Annotated in this window: 22 protein-coding genes and 2 tRNA genes; 11 read left to right on the top strand and 13 right to left on the bottom strand. The window is 33.3% G+C overall.

Annotation, left to right across the window (positions count from 1 at the left end; translation table 11 throughout):
- Positions 1-113: 113 nt before the first annotated feature.
- On the top strand, positions 114-752 hold the full coding sequence (locus tag Q0857_RS14580) for a porin family protein (protein WP_298536713.1): 639 nt from the start codon (positions 114-116) through the stop codon (positions 750-752).
- 47 nt (positions 753-799) lie between these two features.
- Here Q0857_RS14580 and Q0857_RS14575 read toward each other — a convergent pair whose 3' ends face one another.
- Positions 800-1753, bottom strand: a complete 954-nt coding sequence (locus tag Q0857_RS14575) for an FKBP-type peptidyl-prolyl cis-trans isomerase (protein ID WP_298536710.1) — start codon at positions 1751-1753, stop codon at positions 800-802.
- A gap of 166 nt (positions 1754-1919) precedes the next feature.
- On the opposite strand from Q0857_RS14575, the gene Q0857_RS14570 reads away from it, so the two are divergent.
- Both Q0857_RS14570 and Q0857_RS14565 read left to right on the top strand, forming a co-directional pair.
- A complete protein-coding gene (locus Q0857_RS14570; protein ID WP_298536707.1) occupies positions 1920-2291 on the top strand; it encodes a S4 domain-containing protein in 372 nt (123 codons plus the stop codon).
- A 30-nt stretch (positions 2292-2321) separates the two neighbouring features.
- Positions 2322-2825 (top strand): phosphoribosyltransferase domain-containing protein, encoded by a 504-nt coding sequence (locus tag Q0857_RS14565; RefSeq protein WP_298536704.1) that lies wholly within the window; start codon positions 2322-2324, stop codon positions 2823-2825.
- On the opposite strand, the gene Q0857_RS14560 is transcribed toward Q0857_RS14565, so the two are convergent.
- Positions 2817-3341 (bottom strand): shikimate kinase, encoded by a 525-nt coding sequence (locus Q0857_RS14560; RefSeq protein WP_298536700.1) that lies wholly within the window; start codon positions 3339-3341, stop codon positions 2817-2819. The two genes, Q0857_RS14565 and Q0857_RS14560, sit on opposite strands and share 9 nt — an antisense overlap.
- A gap of 142 nt (positions 3342-3483) precedes the next feature.
- On the opposite strand from Q0857_RS14560, the gene Q0857_RS14555 reads away from it, so the two are divergent.
- Positions 3484-3556: transfer RNA gene (locus tag Q0857_RS14555), tRNA-Lys, on the top strand.
- Positions 3557-3640: 84 nt separating this feature from the next.
- Here the strand turns inward: Q0857_RS14555 and Q0857_RS14550 are convergent.
- From Q0857_RS14550 to Q0857_RS14515, 8 genes are all read right to left on the bottom strand, one after another.
- A complete protein-coding gene (locus Q0857_RS14550; RefSeq protein WP_298536697.1) occupies positions 3641-4573 on the bottom strand; it encodes a cation transporter in 933 nt (310 codons plus the stop codon).
- A gap of 20 nt (positions 4574-4593) precedes the next feature.
- Positions 4594-5718 (bottom strand): BamA/TamA family outer membrane protein, encoded by a 1125-nt coding sequence (locus tag Q0857_RS14545; RefSeq protein WP_298536692.1) that lies wholly within the window; start codon positions 5716-5718, stop codon positions 4594-4596.
- 6 nt (positions 5719-5724) lie between these two features.
- Entirely contained in the window at positions 5725-7185 is a 1461-nt protein-coding gene (locus Q0857_RS14540; RefSeq protein ID WP_298536689.1) for a hypothetical protein, read from the bottom strand.
- A gap of 3 nt (positions 7186-7188) precedes the next feature.
- The gene (locus Q0857_RS14535) at positions 7189-8349 is read right to left on the bottom strand and encodes a hypothetical protein (RefSeq protein WP_298536686.1); all 1161 of its coding nucleotides are present in this window, start codon (positions 8347-8349) and stop codon (positions 7189-7191) included.
- Positions 8350-8352: 3 nt separating this feature from the next.
- Complete coding sequence (locus Q0857_RS14530) at positions 8353-9246, bottom strand: transporter (RefSeq protein WP_298536683.1); 894 nt, start codon at positions 9244-9246, stop codon at positions 8353-8355.
- Positions 9247-9271: 25 nt separating this feature from the next.
- Complete coding sequence (locus Q0857_RS14525) at positions 9272-10060, bottom strand: hypothetical protein (RefSeq protein ID WP_298536680.1); 789 nt, start codon at positions 10058-10060, stop codon at positions 9272-9274.
- 167 nt (positions 10061-10227) lie between these two features.
- Complete coding sequence (locus Q0857_RS14520; protein WP_298536677.1) at positions 10228-12075, bottom strand: amidohydrolase; 1848 nt, start codon at positions 12073-12075, stop codon at positions 10228-10230.
- A 96-nt stretch (positions 12076-12171) separates the two neighbouring features.
- Positions 12172-13902: an amidohydrolase gene (locus Q0857_RS14515; RefSeq protein ID WP_298536674.1), complete on the bottom strand. Its 1731-nt coding sequence runs from the start codon at positions 13900-13902 to the stop codon at positions 12172-12174.
- Between the two features lie 448 nt (positions 13903-14350).
- On the opposite strand from Q0857_RS14515, the gene Q0857_RS14510 reads away from it, so the two are divergent.
- Positions 14351-14869, top strand: a complete 519-nt coding sequence (locus Q0857_RS14510) for a lipid-binding SYLF domain-containing protein (RefSeq protein ID WP_298536671.1) — start codon at positions 14351-14353, stop codon at positions 14867-14869.
- Positions 14870-14994: 125 nt separating this feature from the next.
- Here the strand turns inward: Q0857_RS14510 and Q0857_RS14505 are convergent, their stop codons facing one another.
- Complete coding sequence (locus tag Q0857_RS14505; protein ID WP_298536668.1) at positions 14995-15831, bottom strand: hypothetical protein; 837 nt, start codon at positions 15829-15831, stop codon at positions 14995-14997.
- Between the two features lie 249 nt (positions 15832-16080).
- Here Q0857_RS14505 and Q0857_RS14500 point away from each other — a divergent pair.
- The 6 genes from Q0857_RS14500 (at position 16081) to Q0857_RS14475 (ending at position 21276) form a co-directional block, all read left to right on the top strand.
- Positions 16081-16165, top strand: a tRNA-Leu gene (locus Q0857_RS14500).
- A gap of 194 nt (positions 16166-16359) precedes the next feature.
- Positions 16360-17259 (top strand): MerR family transcriptional regulator, encoded by a 900-nt coding sequence (locus Q0857_RS14495; RefSeq protein ID WP_298536665.1) that lies wholly within the window; start codon positions 16360-16362, stop codon positions 17257-17259.
- A 45-nt stretch (positions 17260-17304) separates the two neighbouring features.
- Positions 17305-18777, top strand: a complete 1473-nt coding sequence (locus Q0857_RS14490) for an NAD(P)/FAD-dependent oxidoreductase (protein ID WP_298536662.1) — start codon at positions 17305-17307, stop codon at positions 18775-18777.
- Between the two features lie 38 nt (positions 18778-18815).
- Positions 18816-19655 (top strand): phytoene/squalene synthase family protein, encoded by an 840-nt coding sequence (locus Q0857_RS14485; protein ID WP_298536659.1) that lies wholly within the window; start codon positions 18816-18818, stop codon positions 19653-19655.
- 10 nt (positions 19656-19665) lie between these two features.
- Complete coding sequence (locus Q0857_RS14480) at positions 19666-20115, top strand: sterol desaturase family protein (RefSeq protein ID WP_298536656.1); 450 nt, start codon at positions 19666-19668, stop codon at positions 20113-20115.
- 15 nt (positions 20116-20130) lie between these two features.
- Positions 20131-21276, top strand: a complete 1146-nt coding sequence (locus Q0857_RS14475) for a lycopene cyclase family protein (protein ID WP_298536640.1) — start codon at positions 20131-20133, stop codon at positions 21274-21276.
- On the opposite strand, the gene Q0857_RS14470 is transcribed toward Q0857_RS14475, so the two are convergent.
- Together Q0857_RS14470 and Q0857_RS14465 are read right to left on the bottom strand one after the other, a co-directional pair.
- The gene (locus Q0857_RS14470; protein WP_298536633.1) at positions 21273-21842 is read right to left on the bottom strand and encodes a TlpA disulfide reductase family protein; all 570 of its coding nucleotides are present in this window, start codon (positions 21840-21842) and stop codon (positions 21273-21275) included. The two genes, Q0857_RS14475 and Q0857_RS14470, sit on opposite strands and share 4 nt — an antisense overlap.
- A 67-nt stretch (positions 21843-21909) precedes the next feature.
- A complete protein-coding gene (locus Q0857_RS14465; protein WP_298536624.1) occupies positions 21910-22782 on the bottom strand; it encodes an anti-sigma factor in 873 nt (290 codons plus the stop codon).
- Positions 22783-22832: the final 50 nt, after the last annotated feature.

The raw sequence follows: 22832 nt of genomic DNA, 5'->3' as shown, positions 1-22832 counted from the left end.
GATAAGTGGACAAAGATAATTAACTCAAATAGGATATTGATTGCCTGATGAGAAAATAATATACCTTTGGCAACGTTTTTGAGTTAATGAATAGAAATCAAAAAACGAATCTTATGAAACATTTAAAAAAAGTGTACACCTACTTAATTAAACCAACGAATTTAAGAAAAGTATCATTTTATCTTTTCTTTTTTTCAGTAACAACCTCGACTCTTGTAAGCGGGCAAACGGCAAAAGGTTTTGGGATTAAGGGAGGACTAAATTACAATTCAAACGGCGACTATTTTGAGTCTGTTAGTAATACCTATAAAAACCCTAACAGTAACTCGGGATTTCATGTTGGTGTCTTTGGTAAGTTTGGTGAAGACCTCTATTTTAAGCCAGAGCTTGTTTATACCCATACAAAAAGTGATTATGACCAAGACACATTTAAAATGCAGAAACTTGATGTTCCTTTATTGGTGGGCATAAAAGTTATTGGTCCATTAAGCGCATTCGCTGGTCCATCATTTCAATACATTCTTGATAGTAAATTTTCGGGAATTACAATAAATGATATTGAAAAGGAATTTTCTGCTGGTTTAAATTTTGGAGTTGCCTTTAATTTAAAAAAGTTGGGTATTGATTTAAGGTACGAACGTGGCTTTAGTAAAAATGAAGCTACCTTTATTAATGACAATATTATTAACACCGAAAATAGAATTGATACTAGGCCCAGTCAATTAATTTTGAGCGTATCTATAATTTTATAAGTAAATGAAGAATTAAAAAAAAGCCTCACAATGTGAGGCTTTTATATTTATAAACCATTTGATTCCGTTTCGTCTGGATCTAAGTATTTAGGTATTCCGTTTTTACCAATATCATTCGTTGGGTCTCCATCCTTATCAATATCCTCATTAATAGTGGGGACGCCATCACCATCATCATCAGCATCAAAATAGTCAGGTGTTCCATTATTATCGGTATCGTCACCATCTCTCTCATCAGCACTTGTATTTAATGTAAATTCCCCATCGCCATTTAAATCTTCCTTATAGGAAGGTACATTATCATTGTCATGGTCATTTTCATACTTTTGCAATAAATCAAACTTAAAATTAATTGGTTCATAGGGTCCAATACCTGCGGTCGTTCCTGTAGAAAAGTAAGCCAAACCAGATGGTACAAACATAATACCTACACCATGATTAACATATGAAACAGTGCCGTCCTCATTTTCCATAAAATTCTCAGCTACTTTAAAATCTGGCAATACTTTTCTCCAACCAGGTATTAAAGTTGTTAAATCAAAATTTGTCGGCGTTACTGCACTATCAAAAACATCACCATCAAGCGTAAACCCTTCATAAGTTACTATAACATTATCGGCAAAAGTTGGTGAAGGTTCTGGATCGCTTTTTTTATCATTCAAATCAATATACCAAATCTCATATTCCGTATCAGCAAATGTTACGTCTTTTGTTACGACATCATCAATTAATAATCTTTGTCCATCAGGAATATCTTCTCCAGCAACTAATTCTGTAATAATTAAATCTTTAGAACTCACATTAGGCTCATAATCATCAAATATACTTGCATTATAATAATGATTTTCCAAATATTGGATAATCGAATCTTTATCTGCAGCTTGTTGCTCCGTTCTATCCCTTATGGGTTCTGGAACGAAACCATCATTATCATCCTTCTTACAAGATGCTAAACCTATCACAAAACAAAAGGTCAATAAACTTATTCTAATCAAATTCATCAATTTCATTTTTTTACCTAATTAGGTATTAGATTAGATGCAATAGTTCTAAATAGAATTCTATTTACATCAAAAATCTTTATTATTACTTATTTTTGAAGGCGCAAGATACAATTTTAATATATTCTTGTATCATAACATTAACGTAGTTTTTAGTAATAATTATATGCGTATAGATAAGTTTTTATGGTGTGTTCGGTATTATAAAACAAGAACGCTCGCCACTACAGCCTGTAAAAAAGGACAGGTACGTGTTAATCAAGAAATTGTTAAACCTAGCAGAGAGGTTTATGCCACTGATACTATAGAGTTACGAAAAAATCAAATCAATTATAAACTAAAGGTTAATGATATACCCCCCAGTAGAGTTGGTGCCAAAATAGTAGATTTATATAGAACAGATATTACTCCCAAAGAACAATTTGAGGCTCAAGAGTTATTAAAATACTCTAAGGACTATTACCGAAAAAAGGGTACAGGTAGACCTACTAAAAAAGATAGACGGGATATTGATGATTTTACTGAAGAAAATGAGTAATTTTATCTTTTACTTTTAGATTGGACTTTTATGACTGATAAGAATAACGTAATACTAAATCATAACGAAATTAATCATAAAATTAAGCGTATTGCTTTTCAAATTTATGAGAGTAATGTTAATGAAACTGAAGTCATTTTAGCTGGTGTTGACAAAAACGGTTATATCCTTGCTAAAAAATTAAAAACCGTTCTTCAAAAGATATCAGAGATTAATCCCATACTTTGTAAGGTTAGCATTAACAAAAAACAGCCTTGGAAACCTATTTCAACATCAATTTCTTCGGAAGATTATAAAAATAAGTCTTTAGTTTTAGTAGATGATGTTCTTAATTCTGGTACGACACTCATTTATGGTGTAAAGTATTTTCTAGACGTCCCCTTAAAACAATTCAAAACAGCCGTACTAGTAAATAGAAATCATAAAAAATATCCGGTAAAAGCAGATTTTAAAGGCATTTCATTATCCACATCGTTACATGAGCATGTTAATGTCATTTTAGAAGGAAAATCTTTTGAAGCCACTTTAGAATAGTTCCAAAACTATTTCTTCAACAATATCTGGTTTCGATTTATGATCGATCACCAAGTGTTTTTCAGCTCGACTGTAAAACGGCATACGCTCAAATAAATGTTTCCCTACAAATTCAGCCATATCCTCCACATTATCAATATGCGAAATTAAAGGACGTTTGCTTCTTTTATTAACTAACTTGTTAGCTAAAAAAGACACTGATCCTTTTAAATAAATACTTATCGCATTGTTTGCATTTAAAACAACGTCCATATTCTCGCCAAAGCAAGGTGCTCCGCCTCCTAATGATAATACTGTATTTTCCTCATTAGAACCTAAAAGTTCTTTTAGATATTGCGTTTCCACTTTCCTAAAATAAATTTCTCCTTTAGAACTAAAAATTTCCTTAATCGTAGCTCCTTCTTTTTCTTCAATGAAATCGTCTAAATCAATGAATCTATAATTAAGTTTTTTAGCTAAAAGTGTGCCAACCGACGTCTTTCCAGAAGCCATATATCCTATTAATACAATAGTCATTTTTGTGTTATAAATTGATTATTAAAAACATACGTTTATGCAGTGCAAAAAAACGAAAAAATCTTTAAAAAAAGACTTGTTTAATTAAAAATAGGTTTTATATTTGCACCCGCTAACGATAATATGTTAGTTTAAAAATAATGACCTGGTAGCTCAGTTGGTAGAGCATCTCCCTTTTAAGGAGAGGGTCCTGGGTTCGAGCCCCAGCCCGGTCACAGAAAAGCCTGAAACATATGTTTCAGGCTTTTTGTTTTTTAGACTTTATTTTCGACTAAATAATTGATTTAGTCTTATTTTAACTAAGATTGCTCACCTTGTCCAACTACAATCTCGACTTCAACATTAAGGTATTTCAATTTTAAGTCATTCAAAATAGCCATTCTTGTTTTATTTAAACGCATAACTGAAACCTCATCTGTTTTGGGCAAAATATAAACAACCACAAAATATCCACTCCCTGTTTTACTAATGTAATGAGCTGCCAATTTAAAATCATCAGGTAAGTTGCTATTCAGAATATCTAAAATATCAGACTTCACCTCTACATTTTGAATAACACCTCCACCCATTTCAACAAATGTATCTTTAATAACTTTAACTGGAATTCCTAATAAATATAAAGCAAGAATTATAACAACCATTGCATCTCCAATATACAGCAAGAAGCTAATACTTGAATCTGACGGAACAAGCGTTGTTAAAAAAAGAGCTAACCCCACAGCTACTGAAAGAAATCCATCGATCATAGCAGTTTTGCCTTCCACATTTAAAATCGAACTCATACCGCCGAGCTCCTTGTTTTTCTTCTTGTAATAAAAAGCTAATGAAAAACAAATAACTCCCATAACTGCACTATAATATAATATTGGCTTTGGGTTAAGTGTTTGGAATTTTTCTCCATTAGTATAATCTATAATTTTTATAACATTTTGAAATAACGCTCCAATGGTCACTCCAAGAATAAGCAGACCTTTAAAAAACACAAAAAAGGATTCATGGAAATATCTACCAAACGGAAAAACTTCAGTGCGCTTATGCTTAATTTTAACAATCATAATGGCAACTATAGTCGACAATGCCGCGATAAAGGAAAAATTGCCATCCAAAAATAAGGCTTCAGAGTTTGTTATAGAATATGCATACCACCCTGCAATTGCCATAAGTATATTCGCAAAAACTCCAGCTTTTAACCCTTTAATCTCAATTTTTTCTAAGACCTCTCTTTCAGTCATACTTTATGTTCTTTTCTAAATTACCTAAACCAGTTACTACCAATTGTTAAATTCCATGCCCAAATTTCTGGTCCTCGCGCCACATCAACACCAACGTGTAAGCCGTAATCTTTAGCCAAATAATACCTAAACCCACCTCCACCTGCTGCTTTAATACTTTTCCCTAATTCACTAAAGTCTTTCATAGCTTCTCCCATACCAACAAACCCCACCACACTCCAGCGCTTATAAAAATTCCAACGCCATTCTGTTTCCACGGTGTAAGCATTAGCTCCCTGATATCTTAGCATGGGTATTCCCCTTAAACTTATATCAGGAAGTGCATAAAACGGCACATCGCCAGGTTTAGATTCTATACTTAAACGATAGCCTGAAAATAATTTGTTTTCAATAATGGGCAAATACGCATAAGTTCTTGATGATATATTCCAAAAATCTGAATCTCCTCCAAAATAGGTGGCAAATCGTCCTAATTCCAAACCACTCATAATGCCTTTTGTAGGTGTAAACGAATTATTTCTAGTATCATATAAAAAAGATGCATTAATACCTCCTAAATTCGTATCTCTCTCAAAAGTACTAAACTCAGGAATATCAATTCCTGTATCAAATTTCACGGTATTAGTAAAAAAGGAATAGTTCAGGCCAGCAAAAAACGGCACTTTTTTATTAACTCGATATAAAACCTCATGCATGGTAGCAAAACCATTCATTTCAAAATCAAACTTGCCTTCTAATAAGTCATTTGGACCAAAATAGACAGCCAGTTTTGGTGCTACATAGCCTAAAAAGCCTAAGTACCGAATTCTATCGTTTGCATATGAACCCTGATGTCCAATGGCTGCTAACCACGTTCCATTTTCGGTTAAAGCCCCTGCCAACATACTTACAGTTGGAGACAATCCTTTTGCTTCTTTATCATCCTTTTTTTTATGAAAATACGCTATGGCTAAACCGCCTCCATAACCTACTGCAGGTTCTGTAATAATAATAGGTACTGGTAAAAAACCCGTAGTAGAATTTAAAAACCCACTAACATCAACAGCTCCATCTTCTTCAGAAATAAAGTTTTTTTTAAAAGATTGAGCATTACTTGTAGCCATACTAGCAAGAAAAACAATGACTAACACTTTAATAGGTTTCATGAATTTTTAGATTTTATTTGATTTGAGTCCTTTCCTTTTATCAATGTTAACGTTAAGGCCCAAAGTAATACTAATGTTATTATAAATAGAAGACACAGAGTTATTAACAGTACCTTTTAAAAAATTAGATTGATTAGCATTTGTCATATTTACAAATTGTGAATAATTACTTGCACTCCCGTAGCCATAATCTACCCCAAAACTTAAATTGGCTCTTGGTCCAGTTAGGACAAGACCCGAAGCAAAATGGTAAATATCCCAAAATGTTATATTTGGCACAAAATCAACATTTCTATCAAGGGCAGATTCATCAAAAGCATTGAAATCAGTACGAAAACTTCCAACGTATTTCATTTTAGGGCTAAAACTATATGCACATGTTATTCCTGCATTAACAATCGCTTTACTCGCCATGACAGGAATAGCAAAGCCAGACTCTGCAGCAGTGCTAAACATTTGATTTATTCCATCATCGCCCATTCTTATCATTTTATAAGGTTTTACCTTTGAAAACCACTCTAGAGCGGTTCCCAAACTCCATTTTTCAAACTGATACTCGGCACCTATACTTATTGAAAATGGTGTATGATACTCGGCTCTATAAAAATTATGACTATTCGAAACATTATAATTTTGTTCATTCCTGTCAGGCATTATACTTGTAAATGATTTCGAAGACCTATTATTTAACAAACCTAAATTTAATAATGGTGTTGTACACGTTAATCCCAGTTTTAATCGCTCAAATCTAAAATTAACACCTGGTTTAAAACTAAGACCTGTGGACCTATACCCTAAACGCTCTTCTTCATTTGTAGTAGCAAGCTTTGAAAACGTGCTATTTCCCAATTCTTCTTTAGGAAATGCTCGAGCCATATAATCTCTAAAGAAGTCTTGGGATCTAATAACAAGATTAAGACCTAATCCCAAACCAACATGTTTATTCAGCCTATAAGCTAAGGTTCCGTTTAACCAATTCTCCCTAATTCTATTGTCATAATTAAATTGTCCTTGAAAAATATCGGGCTCATTTTCTGGTAATAAATAATTGCCTTCTACCTCATAAGACGAGTTAAAAGAAATATTAGATTGATAGCGCGAAAGCACCCCTATCACATAAGACCATTTGGGTTTTGTTTTAAGTCTTTTATAATATCCAAATATCGAAGGGGCAATATCGACGGGAACAACACTTACATCCAGACCATCACCTGTAGCATTCTTAATATTATAAACCTCTACAGTTAATAAATCGGCTTGACCTTCTAAAAACTCCCCTTCAATAAAACTAATGGCTCCTGGGTTATAATAAAACGCCGAGACTGTATTAACACCGCCTACCTCAACACCACCTTTTAGAGTAGATATAGCTCCAAAATTATTAAACCAATAGTTGTTTTCTTGTCCAAAGACCTGGTTAGAATTTGCTAATATTAAAACAAGCGCACATAAAAAAGCAAGCCTCATAAATTAGTATTGTATAAATGTTCTTAAACCAAAAACCGCATTAAACTTATCGTTAACGGTATTAATCAATTGAAAATTAGGAGCTACGTTAATATACTCATTAATAAAATAGCGGTAATAGGTATCCAAACCATACTCATAATTCCCCGCTTTTTCATTCATAACTAAAGCAAATCCCGCTTGGTCTTGAATTCTATTTAAAGGCCTCTTAAATGTCAAACCTGCAACATAAGCGGCATTTAATTTATCTATATTACCACTTCCATTTGATACTTTTAACACTAAAATCAAATTATCTGTAAGTCCCTGATTTGCAGTATACACAAACCCAGATCCAGATGACTGTCCTTCTTTTGCATCCTGACTATAAAACATAAGATTATGGCTAGAGTACAATCCTTTTGCCGCTCCAATCTTAAAACGTAGAAAACCCAAATAATTCCATGAGCTATCAAAATCTGGGATATATAAATAGTTATTTCTGGCATCATTATCTGAAATTACTGCTCCAAAACTAAAGTTCTCACTTAAGTGGTATTCAGAATAAACCCCCATACCTGCTCCCATATCGGGAACCGGATCTGAAGCCACACTTTTCATAAAATAATTGTACTTATCCCATCCTGAATAATCCGTAAAAACAGTTAAATACATAGGGTCAAATTTACCCACAGAGATATCTAACTTTTGATTGAAAAAGAAAAATTCAACCATTAATTGTTCTAAGCTTAAATCATGACCAGTTTCAGAGGAGGCGTTTGGTGTTGTAATCATGCCCAGTTTTTTGCCAAAATCACTAGTAGTCTCTCCGGCCCAAAAACTTGTTTGTTCCAACCAACCATGAATATTCATTTTCCATTTATCCTTTTTTACGGTTCGCCATTTATAAATAATTCCTAAATCGGAATGTAAATTATTGGCACTTGCCGAAGACCCGGTCCCATATTGATAGAGTGGTGAAAAATAAAAGAAAGGTGCGTGTTTTTTATTCGAATAGGCCCATTTATCAAACCGGTCTTTTAATGTTGAAATTTCGCTTTGATCTTTCTTTACATAAATCGCTTTCATATTGTTTTCAATCAAACCTTTTTCTTCGTCATCTTGTGCAAATGCGTTTGTTAAGCCGAATACTATCAAAAAAAATAAACAATATCTCAATTTCATAGATTAAAAGTTTTTCAAGAAAATAAATCGAATCGCCGAACCTTCTGGTCTGTTAACACCATTATATTCTAAATACCAGCGAGTAATAAACGCCCAATTACTTTTAGTGCGATAATTAAACTCCATACCAAGGGCACTTACCTCATAGCTATTAAGTTCTTCAGGCAAAGTTACTCCTTTTTGACTTCCTATTTGTTTGGTTCTATACCCAATGATTCCCATATTAAAAACCTCGTCAAACGTACGGCCAACACCATACTCCATGACGTGCGTTGATGCTGGGGTAATTTGAGTGCCTTTTTGTTTTCCGTTAAACTCAAAAGTATTCATCAAACTTACATTCCATGATTTTTTTGCATCCAGATAAACTGTACCTCCAAGGCCAATATTGTGAGACCAAAACCCTTTTCCTTTATTAGATTTTGAATTCATATCAAAACTTCCTGTTGGGGCCCAAAACGCATATCGTGTATTTAAAGCAAATTGTTTAAAATTCCAGGTTAGCATTAAAGGAATCACTTTAATATCACCCAAACCAATGTTGTCTGGATTGAGTTCTAAAGTTTCAGGGTTGGGCGCTAGATTGGTAAAAGGTAAAATTACAGCTGCGTTATAGTTTGCCTTAATCTTATCTATTTTTGTTCCCCAAATTCCGCCACTAATATTTGCAATGACGTTAATAGGTTTTGACAGTGTTGAAATATTTCCCACATTATCTTTCATTTCGGCTGCATAATAAATATGGGTAACATTGACATAGGACCAATCCATGGGAAACCCATGTGCCGATCGGAGTCCGAATAATCCAGGTCCATAATGTCCCGAAACGGCTTGAGCATTTCCTTGAATACTGCCCAAACACAATACTAGAATGATTAAAACCTTTAACTTGATCATAGTGAACTTCAGTTGGTTTTTTAGATTAAAAGAAAACGGATAAGCCAGCACTTACGGTATGATTTTCATCTTCAAATTTACCACTATAAAAGGCTGTTAGTTGCATTTTAGAGTTTAAGCTATAAGCCGCAAACACCTCTTGTTCAAATCTATCTTGGCGCTCATCATTAAAATTATTCATTTTAAAAACAGGCGTTACTTGCATAAAAAACTTATCAGAGAATACAATTGGCGTAATTACTTGAAAAGACAATCCATGTGTTGCCACATCTAAAGCTGGAGCTGGGTTATTATATACCGGTTTACTAGCATATTGATAAGACGCTATTGGAAAGAATTGAATCCAATCTGCCGCCATGATGCCTACAGTTACCCCTGGAGATACAATCCATCGTCCAGAACCTAAACCATTTTCAAAATTACCTGTTGGGGCAAAAACATCAATTGATGGTCCAAAAGCACCGATGGTTTTATCGTAATTCTTATAAGGTAACCAAAAATATCTTGCTCTTAAATCACCTACTCCCAATTTATCTGTTCTGTCATTATACAACAACGGCGCTTCAAAAAGTATTAAATGTTCTGCTGAAGGCGCCAAGGTTAATTTCCCTCTGTATCCCATAACATTCTGGTTTTCCTGACTTGAAAATTCTAAAGTATTATCTACAAAAGAATAAAAATTTGTAGGTTTTGAAGTATCAATAGACTGTTCTTCATTGGAAGCAGCCGTTTGTTGTTTACTCTCATTTTGAGCCACGATCATTAGAGAAGTAAATAAGGTTAAAGCGATTAGTAATTGTCTTAAAGTTTTCATTGTTTTTTATTTTTTATGTCTTTCAATAATAGAAGGGCAAAAAGACAGCAAAACCCCTAATGAAAAATTATATTTTTTGATAAAAAAACAGCAAAGCTTTGTTAAACCAGAGATAACAAGGCTTTGCTGCATTTATTTTTTTACTTTTTTTTAAAAATTTATAACAACTAATGACTATGATCTGTCATAACGCCATGTCCACATCCTTTCAATTCTGTTGGCATTGGCGGAAAACGTTTTTCATTTTTAAATGACCCAGCCGTTCTTTCATCTTTTCTATGGGTGTATTTACCATCCATAATAGTCGCGTTTACTGTAATATTTGCTATATCTTCTGGAGCAACATCAAACGGACTTTCTTCTAGAATCACTAAATCTGCAAGCTTACCAACTTCTATACTTCCTACCTTATCATCCATTCTTAATTGCCAAGCCGCATCGATGGTAATGGCCCGAATAGCTTCTTCAACAGTCATAGGTTTACGATTTTCAGGAAACGGTCTTGAGGTTGGATCTGATATATCTCGCAAGGTTACCGCATTAGTTGCTACATATAATGGGCCTTGCATAGTTGACGGTGTACTAGGCACATCTGCAGAGATACTGACCTTAACACCATTTCTAGCTAAATATGGGTAACGTCCTAAGGATGTATTAATCTGGTCTGCGCCACGCCATTTTAAGTTATCCTTATCTCCATTACCAAATGTGTTGGTAAAATTAGGTGTTGAGTTTACAGGTATGCCATAATCAATAATACGTTGTTGATCATCTGGGTGTGCCCAAATTAAATGATGAAGCGCGCTTCTATTATCTGGATTAATCTCACGTGCTGCAATAATAGCATTAAGTGCAGCTCTTGTTGAACGGTCTCCATCCGTATGAATAACAACATCTAATCCAACTTGAGCCGCTTGCGTCACAATAGCCATGGTTTCTTCTGGTTGCACATTAAAAGACCCATTGGTATCCATACCCTGATAATTATCAAAATGTGGTGCGGTTCCTGCAACGGTATTACCTTCGGGATGAATTTTTAAATGCGTAACTTTCAATTTATCCGAATTATACTTTTTATTCATTTTCACACCAAAATCGACAAACTTTTGTGGTTCTCCAACCGCAGATTTGTACATAGGCACAGCAACCGTTCTCATTTTTAAAGATCCATCTTCTTCCCAAGAATGTAATAATTTAAGAGCTGCTTCAAAATCTTTCTCCATCCCGTCATGCACATCTTTAATATTGGGGGTTACAATACCCGGGCATAAAAAAGTTGTTGTTCCATTACTGGCAGCAATGGCATATAATTGTTCTGCACTTTCTTTAATCATACTTTCAGCATCCCAGGCCACTTCTCCATAGGCATCAAACCATTGTATTTCAATAGCAACCCCCGTTGGCGTACCTGATGCATCACGCACCCAGTAGGTTACTCCGGGAACGGTATCTGGTGTATCTTTAGTAATATTCGCAGCTTTCAAAGCCGCTGTATTTAACCAACCGTCATGAATGGTATTATCTAAAATAAAAGCAGGTCTGTTGGGTACTGCAGCATCTAAATCTTTTGCTGTTGGCAAGCCCCCCAACATACCTTGATCCCATCCAATACCTTGGATAACCTTCTTGTCTGGATTAGCTTCAGCATATGCCTTTATTTTTGCCAATGCATCTACCTTATCCTTGGCATCATAAATTTGAACCCCTAAAGTGGTCCATCCAGAAGCGATTAGGTGATCGTGAGCACTTACAAAACCAGGCAACATGGTATTTCCTTTTAAGTCCGTAGTTTTCGTTGCCTTACCAATATAAGCCTGTGCACCAGCAGTGGACCCTACAAATACAATTTTATTATCTTTAATAGCCACAGCTTCGGCCCAAGGTTGGGCTTTGTTTACTGTATACACTTTACCATTGGTAAATACCTGATCGGCTATATCTTTTTTGATTTCAGATTTACAGCTTATTATGATAAAAGCTACAAAAAGGCTAACTACTAATTTAATTGTTTTCATTTGAATAAAATTTTATGTGTCTTCTATTAACAACAGGGCAATTATGATTCTAAATCCCTAATAGAAAATATTTTTTTTTAATTTTTTTTAAAAACTCTAATTTGATTGATGGGTATATTTCCCATTAAGCATTGTTGAAAGTACTTTTACCGTTGATATTTCGTTAGGCTGCACGTCAAAAAGATTTTTTTCTAATATTACTAAATCCGCCTTCTTTCCTTTTTCAATCGAACCTGTAATATTAGAAATGCCCATGGCATCAGCTGCACCATAAGTTTGCATAAACAAAGCTAGGTCCAAAGGAATTTTAGCAGATTCTCCTCCCAATGGCGGGAAGTTTTCTCTGCCAGGTAATTGTCGTGTAACGGCACCTTGAATTTCTGACAATGGTCTATATTCTGAAATATAACCTGAAACTGGCCAATCTGACCCTAACGCTACTCTCCCACCTAAGGCATGAATTTTGTTCACTGGCGCGTACAAATTAACTCGTTCTTCCCCCAATCTTTTCATGGTAATATCTATCATAGCTGGATCTAGAGACATCCATGCTCCAGTAGTTTCATAGGCGACATCTAATTCCTTAAAGCGTGAATAATCATCAGGATGAATTAATAAACCATGATTTATAAGGTTATAACGCTTTCTATCTGGATTTGCTTTTCTTGCCAATTCTACAGCATCTAAAATTATTCTTACCGCACCATCACCAAAACAATGACTTGCAATATCAATACCAAGGGAGTCTGCCCTATGCACAGCATCATTAATTATGGCTACGGGAATAATAGGGTCAACTTTTAATTCAGGCTTATCTGCATAACCATCTACATATAATGCGTTGTGTTTATCATCTCCCCCATCTACATTAATTTTTAAATGAGTGGCTTTTACTAATTCAGAATTAAAGGTTTTTCGCAATCTAACAATTTCTGGTATCGGATCAATTTCTGGATTATTCCAATAATAAACGCCTTGTAATCGTATAGGTAGTTTTCCTTCTTCTTCTAATTTTTGAAATAAAGCAAAGCCCATATCCTCAGGCTGCCCGCCCATTCCTAAATCTTGAATGGATGTCAATCCAGATGCAGCAAATCTTGGTAACCATTCGGCAACACCTCTAGCAATATAATCTGAATCTACTTTCACTAAAGCATTCAGTACTTGCATTTGTGCCGGTAACTCTACAATCCATCCTGTTGGATTTCCTTCATTATCTCTTGTAAAAAAAGAATATCCCGGAACTGGCTCAGGCGTATTTTTATCAATACCTGCTAATTCTAAGGCTTTTGAATTTACCCATGCACCATGACCATCGATAGTCCATAAATAAACTGGACGTTCAGACTCTATTTCATCCAACATTTTGGCTGTTGGCCAATTTCCATTCCAAGGATTAAATCTTACACCATAGCCTTGAACAATTTTATGGTCAGAATTTTTAGTAACATATTTTTTTAGTTTATTGAATATTTCATTGGTATCGTCTGATTGTAAATCGATACCTGTCATAATTAAACCACCTGCAATAGGGTGAGAATGTGCATCAACAAATCCCGGAAGCATCATTTTTCCATTTAAATCTGTTGTTTCTGTATGTTCATCAATATATTTTTTAGCTTCTTCAGATGAGCCCACGAATACTATTTTGTCATCTTTTATAGCAACTGACTCTGCCCAAGGTTCATTTTTATTAACCGTATAGACTTTTCCGTTTGTAAAAACCATATCTGCCGCATCTTCCTTTTTTTCAGATTTACAGCTCACAATTAATGTAAGTACAATTAATACTATTGCACTTTTTACTGTTTTTTTAAATGTGTTCATAAGGATCTAATTTTGTTATCTCGTTTTAAAGCTAATTTGATCTTGTCTTTCGAAGATAACAAAAATTAAAAACATTTATAAAACCCAATTTGAGGTACCTTTCCTCTATATATGAACAAAATTAAGAGCTCATTTTCTTTCATGGGTCGGTATTATTTGGTAAGTTAATCGCATAAAATATTCCAATTAATGCAGAGGTTCTTAGCTGTAGTTACTCTCACTTTTTATGTTTTAAGACTTTTTATTGTCCTTAGTTAAGAAATGGTAAAGACAATAAAAAAAACAGTAATATTATAGTAAAGAAATTGTCATGCACCATTTAAGATATTATGACTTAGTGTCCAATCATTGGTTTCAAAAACATATTTATCTTTTAAAACATTTTTTTAGCTCATAGAAAACTTTTAAATTGATGTGATTTATTAATAATTTTAAAAATGAATATATAATGAAAACAAAATCTACAATTATTGTTTTAGTTTTAATTGCTTTTACATTAAATGCTTTTGCTCAAAAAGATGTTTCAGGTAAATCAGCCGAAGCCATATCAGAGTTTAAAAAAACAAATGATAAAATCAATAAATATTTTTCAAGCGCTTATGGTTACGCCGTTTTCCCTTCTATAGGTAAAGGCGGATTAGGTGTTGGTGGAGCAACTGGTAATGGAACCGTTTATAGAGGAGGTTCAATAGTTGGAGATTGTAAGATGTCTCAATTAACAATCGGTCTTCAAGCAGGTGGGCAATCGTATTCTGAAATTATATTTTTTCAGCACAAAAGTGCTTTTGATAGGTTTACAGGAAACAAGTTTGAGTTTTCTGCACAAGCAACAGCTGTAGCTATTACAGAAGGCGCTTCTTTCGATGTTGATTATAGTGATGGTATATTAGTTTTTACTCATGCTAAAGGAGGCTTAATGTATGAAGCATCCATAGGGGGACAAAAGTTTAAAAGCGAGATGCGATAGCATTTTTAAATAGCGCGTAAACTCCAATTTTTATTGGTTTATAAAAATCAAAGAACCTTTTACATAGTAAGAGGTTCTTTGATTAAAAATATAACTATATTATTATGGAATTGAAACATTCTCTTTTAATTTCTCCATTTTGAAAGCTCTTCAACCAAAATATTAGTTTCCTTTTCAGCTTCATTGGTGTTTTTAATTTCAGGATCTTTGTCTACCAGTCTTTGATATATTTTACTTTCTTCTTCTTTGCTATTTTGATCCTTCGCTATCATTGCTTTTAACCATACCGCCGTTAACTGATAATCACTATTATCTGATAACTCTGCTAAATTTGCATAGGCTAAAGCCTTTTTATGGTTGTTCTTAATCAACTCTTTTACACCATCTACATTTTCATTCCCATATTCTTTACGAAGACTTTCTTCTTCAAATGTATTAGAATCTTTTGCCACCTTTGTTCGTTGGTCAAGTTCTTTCAGCATAGCGGTTTGCGTATCCATAGTTCTATCATTATTAATATCACGTGCTATTTGTCCAGCTCCGTTAACAGCAATTCCTGCTGCTGTTAATTGTCTGTCTCCAGATAAAACACCTATTATAGACATAAGACCTCCTACTCCTCTGGCCACATCGGCTCCGTCTCTATTACGTTTTAACTTTTCTAATCGTTTTGCATATTTACTCATATCTCCGGTAAACTCGACTTTAATATGAGAACCCCTTCTTTGTGTTTTACTTAAAATCTTTTCATAGGCATCAAAGTCTGATGTACTTATTGTATTAATATCCTCAAAATGTATTAAGTCTCCTAAATTATTTTTAAGTCCTTTATTGAGAATTGTCTTGTAGTTATAATTAATACTTTCAGAATTGCCATTACTTCTTTCAACAATAATACTATCTGCGAATATGGATAAAGTGAAAAAAAATGTAATTAAAAATGTTGTGATTCTAGTTTTCATATCTGTGTGTTTTAAATTATTAATTTAAGATTCATAAAGACTGCTTATATCCTTATATTTACAATGGGGCAAGAATGTAAAAAAAACCCTAAAAGGTTTTTTTATTTCTTACTTTAATCTTTTAACAATTAAAAACTAGAGTAATATTTTCACAACCCGCTCATTTAAAAAGCTCCAATTTATCTGCAAAAAAGCCTCATTTATACATAACTATTTCAAAACTTCATTATATTTACGGCCTTTTAATATGCGCACGTGGCGGAATTGGTAGACGCGCTGGCTTGAGGGGTCAGTATCCGTTTAGGATGTGGAAGTTCGAATCTTCTCGTGCGCACAATTTATCTATTTGCAGAATATTTTTAATTCTTCTTCTAATAATATAAAGCTTTCTAGACTAACTTCGAACCTTGAAACAGTAATTAATAAGCCCTCCATTAGCCTTTTTCCTTAAAAAAAGAAGCTTTTACATAGTTCTTGCTATGTTCTGAAAAAATATACGTATTTTTGTTTAAGAAAAAGAATAAAAAAATGAACAATATTAAGGTTAATTTTAGCATTAAAGACTTAGAGAACCTTACTGGAATTAAGGCCCATACCATAAGAATATGGGAAAAACGTTATAATTTACTTAGTCCAGAACGCAGTGAAACTAATATTAGAAATTATAGCCTATTGAGCTTTCAAAAGCTCTTAAATATATCTTACTTAAACAATAATGGCCTTAAAATTTCTAAAATTGCCAACCTTAAAGAAGAAGAAATTCCAATTAAAGTAAGAGAAATTGCCTCTAGAGCTAAGGTAGAAGATCATGCCATTAATGCCCTAAAAATGGCCATGATTAATTTTGATCAGGTTTTATTTTATAGCACGTACAACAACCTTTTAGAAAATAAAACCTTTAGTGAAATCTTTTATTCTGTTTTCCTTCCTTTATTGAACGAGATAGGGTTATTATGGCAAACCAATACGATAACACCTGCTCACGAACATTTTTTGTCTATACACATAAAACAAAAAATACTTTTAAACATTGAGCGTCTTCAGATTTTAGAACCTAAACCATCTTCTAAAACTTTTGTTCTTTTTCTCCCAGACAGTGAGATTCATGATATAGGTTTACTTTTTATAAACTATGAATTGAGAAGCAGAGGCTATCATACTATTTTTCTTGGGGAAAGTGTCCCTATGGAAAGTCTAACTGATTTATTAGAATTTTTTGAAGAAATAACTTTTATTTCATACTTCACGGTTAATCCTCAGACCGATCAAATTCCTCAATACCTTAAAGAGTTTAATGAACTTCTTTTGAATAAAGAGCATACAAAATTGCTACTTTTAGGAAAAAAACTGGATGATATAGACTTAAGTGATCTTCCGGAAAATGTAAGTACATTTAAATCTATAGAAAATTTAGTTAAAGAATATTAAAACACTTTAATATTGTTTAGCTTTTTTGTATATTTGTTAAACAATATGAAACCAACAGTAAATATTATAGGTTCTGGCTTCTCTTCTCTGGCAGCCGCATGCTATCTAGCTAAAGATGGTTTTGAAGTAACTATTTTTGAAAAAAACAAAACTATAGGAGGTCGTGCAAGACAACTGAAAAAAGAAGGTTTTACCTTTGACATTGGACCAACTTGGTATTGGATGCCCGATGTGTTTGAACGTTTTTTTTTAGATTTTGATAAAGCTCCAGCCGACTATTATACTCTAGAAAAACTTAATCCAGCTTACAGCGTTTATTTTGGAAAAGATGATTTTATAACTATTGAGGATACATTAGATAAAATTATAAAAGCGTTTGAGAAAGAAGAACCTGGAAGTTCTGTAAAACTTAAAAAATTTATTGACGAGGCCAAAAGCAATTATGATATTGCCATTAAAGACCTTGTTTACAACCCCGGTGTATCTCCCTTAGAATTAATTACTCCAGCAACCATAAAAAAAATCAATCAATTTTTTAGCACTATAAAAAAAGATGTGCGTAAAGAGTTTAAGAATGAACGCTTAGTGATGATTCTGGAGTTCCCTGTTCTGTTTTTGGGAGCAAAACCCAGTGACACACCTTCCTTCTATAGTTTTATGAATTATGCCGATTTTGGGTTAGGTACTTTTCATCCTAAAAAAGGGATGTACCAAGTTATTTTAGCTATGGGAAAATTAGCAAAAGAACTTGGTGTAATGATTAAGACTGAAGCAAACATTGAAAAAATTATAGTTGAAAATGGGGAAGCTAAGGGCCTTATTTCTAATGGAGAATCGCATCTTTCTGATATTGTTTTAAGCGGTGCCGATTATCATCATACAGAAACATTATTGGATGAACCCTTTCGTCAATACTCTGAAACGTATTGGTCAAAAAAAACATTCGCTCCCTCTTCCCTTCTTTTTTATGTGGGCTTCAACAAAAAATTAAAACAGGTAAATCATCATACCCTATTTTTTGATGTTGATTTTGAAGCACATGCCGAAGCTATTTATGATAACCCAAAGTGGCCAAAAAACCCCTTATTTTATGCTAGTTTTCCTAGTAAAACAGACTCTAGCACCGCACCTGAGGGAAAAGAAGCAGGTATATTCCTAATTCCATTAGCACCAGGAATAGAGGATACTCCAAAAATACGAAAGGCTTATTTTGAGAAAATAATTACGCGTTTTGAAAATCTCACCTCTCAAACTGTAAAACAAGATATATTATTTAAAGAGAGTTTTTGTATTAATGACTTTATCGAAGATTACAATTCGTATAAAGGTAATGCCTATGGTATGGCAAATACCTTAATGCAAACTGCTTTTTTAAGACCAAAACTAAAAAGTAAAACCGTAAAAAATTTATATTTTACAGGACAACTTACTGTACCTGGACCTGGAGTTCCTCCATCATTAATCTCAGGAAAACTCGCCGCTAATTTAGTTTCAAAGTATAATAATGTTTTAGTTTAAAATGAATTTGTTTAAATTTAAAAGAAATTGTCAGTAATATGAAGTCGTTATTTGATTCAGTATCCTATAGGAGTAGTAAAATTGTAACGAAAACCTACAGCACCTCATTTTCTTTGGCAACAAAAATGTTATACAGTTCTATTAGAGGAGATATTTATAACATCTATGGTTTTGTGCGTTTCGCTGACGAAATTGTTGACACCTTTCATGACTATGATAAAGAAATGCTTTTCAATAGGTTTACTGAAGATTTAGAACTTGCTTTAAAAAATAAAATTAGTCTCAATCCCATATTAAATTCATTTCAACATACGTTTCATAAATATAATATAGACAAATCACTTGTAGATGCATTTATGCAAAGTATGCGTTTAGATTTACATAAAACCGATTATTTAACTGATGAAGAATACAAAGCTTACATATATGGTTCTGCCGATGTAGTTGGCCTTATGTGCTTAAAAGTTTTTGTAAAAGGCGATAATAAAAAGTATAATGCGTTAAAAGAAACTGCTATGGCTCTGGGTTCTGCTTTTCAAAAAGTAAATTTCCTTAGAGATTTAAAGGCAGATTTTGAAGGTTTAAATAGAACCTATTTCCCTAATACCGATTTAAAAAACTTAGACGAGTCTTCTAAACAAAGTATTATAGATGATATTGAAGCAGATTTTGAAAAAGGACTTAGCGGCATAAAGAAACTCCCAATAGAAGCTAAATTTGGTGTATTTATGGCCTATAGATATTATCGTCAACTACTCAAAAAACTCAAGAAAACCCCTGCATTAAAAATAAAAGATTCTAGAATTAGAGTATCGAACCCTAAAAAAATTGAGCTTTTAATGCGTAGCTATGTAAAATATCAATTAAATTTAATGTAAAAATTAAAGCATGTATATTTTATTTTGGATATTGATATTTCTTAGCACTTATTGCAGTATGGAATTCATGGCTTGGTTTACTCATAAGTACATCATGCATGGTGTTTTATGGAATTTACATAAAGACCACCACCATAAAGATCATGATAGTTGGTTTGAGCGCAATGATGCCTTTTTTATATTTTATGCCGTTGTAAGTATTATTTTCTTTTTACTTTGGAAATACACCAGCTTTTGGGCGGGATTACCCATAGGTTTAGGAATTTTTGCCTACGGGTTGTCCTATTTTCTAGTTCATGATATTTTTATTCATCAGCGATTTAAACTTTTTAGAAATGCTAATAATTGGTATGCAAAAGGAGTGAGGCGTGCACACAAAATTCATCATAAACATTTAGGCAAGGAGCATGGCGAATGTTTTGGAATGCTATTTGTTCCTTTTAAGTATTTTAAGAAATAGTTTTTAACCTTTCTTATGTCCAACACGCCGCATTTCGATTACATGATTATTGGAAATGGTTTAGCAGGTTTGCAACTTGCACTTAAACTAACTGAAGATCGTTTCTTTACTAACAAATCTATTGCCTTAATTGATCCATCAAATAAAAGTACCAATGATAAAACATGGAGTTTTTGGGAAAAGGAACCCTCTATATGGAATAGTATTGTTTTTAAATCATGGAATCATGCATTTGTAATTACTAACGAAAAGCAAATTGATTTAAATCTTAAACCTTATAAATATAAAACAGTCAGATCTATCGACTTTTATAATTATGCTAAAGAAAAGTTAAGTCAATCAAAAAATATACATTTTATTATTGAGGAAGTTCTATCTACCCAAGAAGATTCTAAGGTTTTAATCACAACAGCAAATAACACCTATTCAGCTGCTCATGTTTTTGATAGCCGAATTCCAGAATTATTCCATATAAATTCAAAAGAAAACATTTCTATAATTCAACATTTTAAAGGTTGGGTTATTAAAACGGATAAAAACACATTCAATGAAAATTCATTAATTATGATGGATTATCGTTTAAAAGATGGAGAAAAAACTACTTTCACTTATGTGCTACCTTTTACAAAAACTGAAGCACTTATTGAATTCACTTATTTTACCGACGAATGTGTTAGCGAAAATCTATATGACAACTACATCAAAAAATATATTAAAGATTATCTTAAAATAGACGAATATGATATTATAGAAACAGAAATGGGTCAAATACCGATGACTAACTTTTCCTTTGAACAATTTAATACCAAACATATGACCAAAATTGGAACTGGCGGTGGATGGGTAAAAGGCTCGACGGGTTATTCTTTCAAGCATACTGAAAAGAAAGTAAGCTTACTAGTAGCCAACTTAAAAAGAGGAAAACTACCGTCTAATGGGTTATTCAAGAAAAGGTTTAAGTTTTATGACAAAGTATTTCTTAAGGTTTTAAAAGATGAAAATCACAAAGGTGAATGGATATTTCAGCAGTTTTACAGGAAAAACTCAGTACAAACTATGTTTCGCTTTTTGGATGAAGAATCCAGCTTCTTTGAAGAACTAAAAATTATGTATTCTTTGTTTTCATGGAGTTTCATTAAAGCATTTTTTAAAACACTTTAGTTTTCCTCTTCAATTAAGGCATCAATTGTTTTTCTAACCATTTCACTATTCCAGTTGGCTGCTCCCGTTTTGTCAATTATAATATTTCCTTTTTTATCAACTAAAAAAGTTCTCGGAATGGTATTCACATCAAATGCTTCTGGATATTGGGTAAGAGGTCTATAAACTTTAAATGTATACCCTTCTTGATTTAGAAATTTTCTAATTACGGCAAGATCTTCATTAGAGATAAAAACAAATTCAATCTTATCGTTATAAGCCTGATATAACTTATGCAAACTAGGCATTTCGGCAATACATGGTGGACACCAGGTGGCCCAAAAATTAACCAAAACTACTTTGCCTTTAACCTCTTCAAAATGAAATCCACCGCCATTTATATCCTGTAAGTTCCAGTTGTAATTTGATACAATAATCTGTTCTGACTTTTTGGTTATTGAAGGACTAAAAAGTGCCAATCCTTTATTCAATAAAACTTGAATGGGTTGCCTTGTTTGAGGAATTAGAAACAATGCTAATACAACAAGAAATACAATGTTTTTAAATTTACTTTTAAACGTTTTCATATAAAATTAAAAGGTATGATTTCTAAACAGAAACCATACCTCAAATCTAACAAATTCTATTTATTAACTATCTCGTTACTTTACCTGTTGGCAAAGATTTTAAGTTTTCACCAAAAGCATGAACAGCTGGTGCCGTTTCTTGTCCTGCAGTTCCAACCAAAGGTTTCATTGCAAATGGAGCTGGCGAATCATCGGGTACAGGCTCAACAGAAATGACTACTGTTCTTCCTCTTACATCTAAAGGAAAGGTTTCTCCTGATGGCGCATTTAAGAAAAAATCTTCACCTGGTACTGGTGGCCCAGGTTGTGAAGTTTCACTAAATCCATCAAAATCATCAGCCATATTAAACACATTAAATGTTCCAGTGGTAATTGGTCCATTCTCTCCTACTACCCAGCCTTCATAAGCCCAACCTGCTGGCAGTGTTGGCAATACAAAATTAGATGTTGGAGGTGCTCCAGGCGTACCAAACCATACCCCATATTGATCGTTTCCATTATTCATCCCGGTTTCATCTGTTGGTGTTCTTAAAAAGAAAGCTCCAGCCGCTGAACTAAAATCACCAACTATGCCTGTATTAACATTTGCAGTATCTCCTGAAAAATCACCAGCCAACACTTTAGTATCTGCTGGGGCTAAGGCAGCTGCTCCAGTTTCTCCCACTGGTTCAATTGATAATACAAATTTGGTTGCAGCATCCAATTGAGCAGCGTCTACAATAAAAGATTGAGGGAACGTCACAGAGGTAAACACTCCAGTAGAAATTGGTGCGCCATCTACTATAATCCACCCTTCGTATACATAATCATTGCCTAAAGCTTCTAAGCCGTTTAAGTCTAAATTTAAAGTTGCAATTGACGGCGTATTGTCATCGTCATCACTACAGGAAGTAGCAAAAAAGCCTAAAGTTAAGGCCACTAAAATCATTTTTTTAATCATGGTGTTTTTTTTAATATTTGAATACTTCAAAAGTATACCTGAATGAAATA

The organism is uncultured Algibacter sp. (assembly GCF_947495925.1).
Classification (GTDB): Bacteria; Bacteroidota; Bacteroidia; order Flavobacteriales; family Flavobacteriaceae; genus Algibacter_E.
Note: the sequence above shows the minus strand (reverse complement) of the source record. Positions and strands in the feature narration are given on the sequence as shown.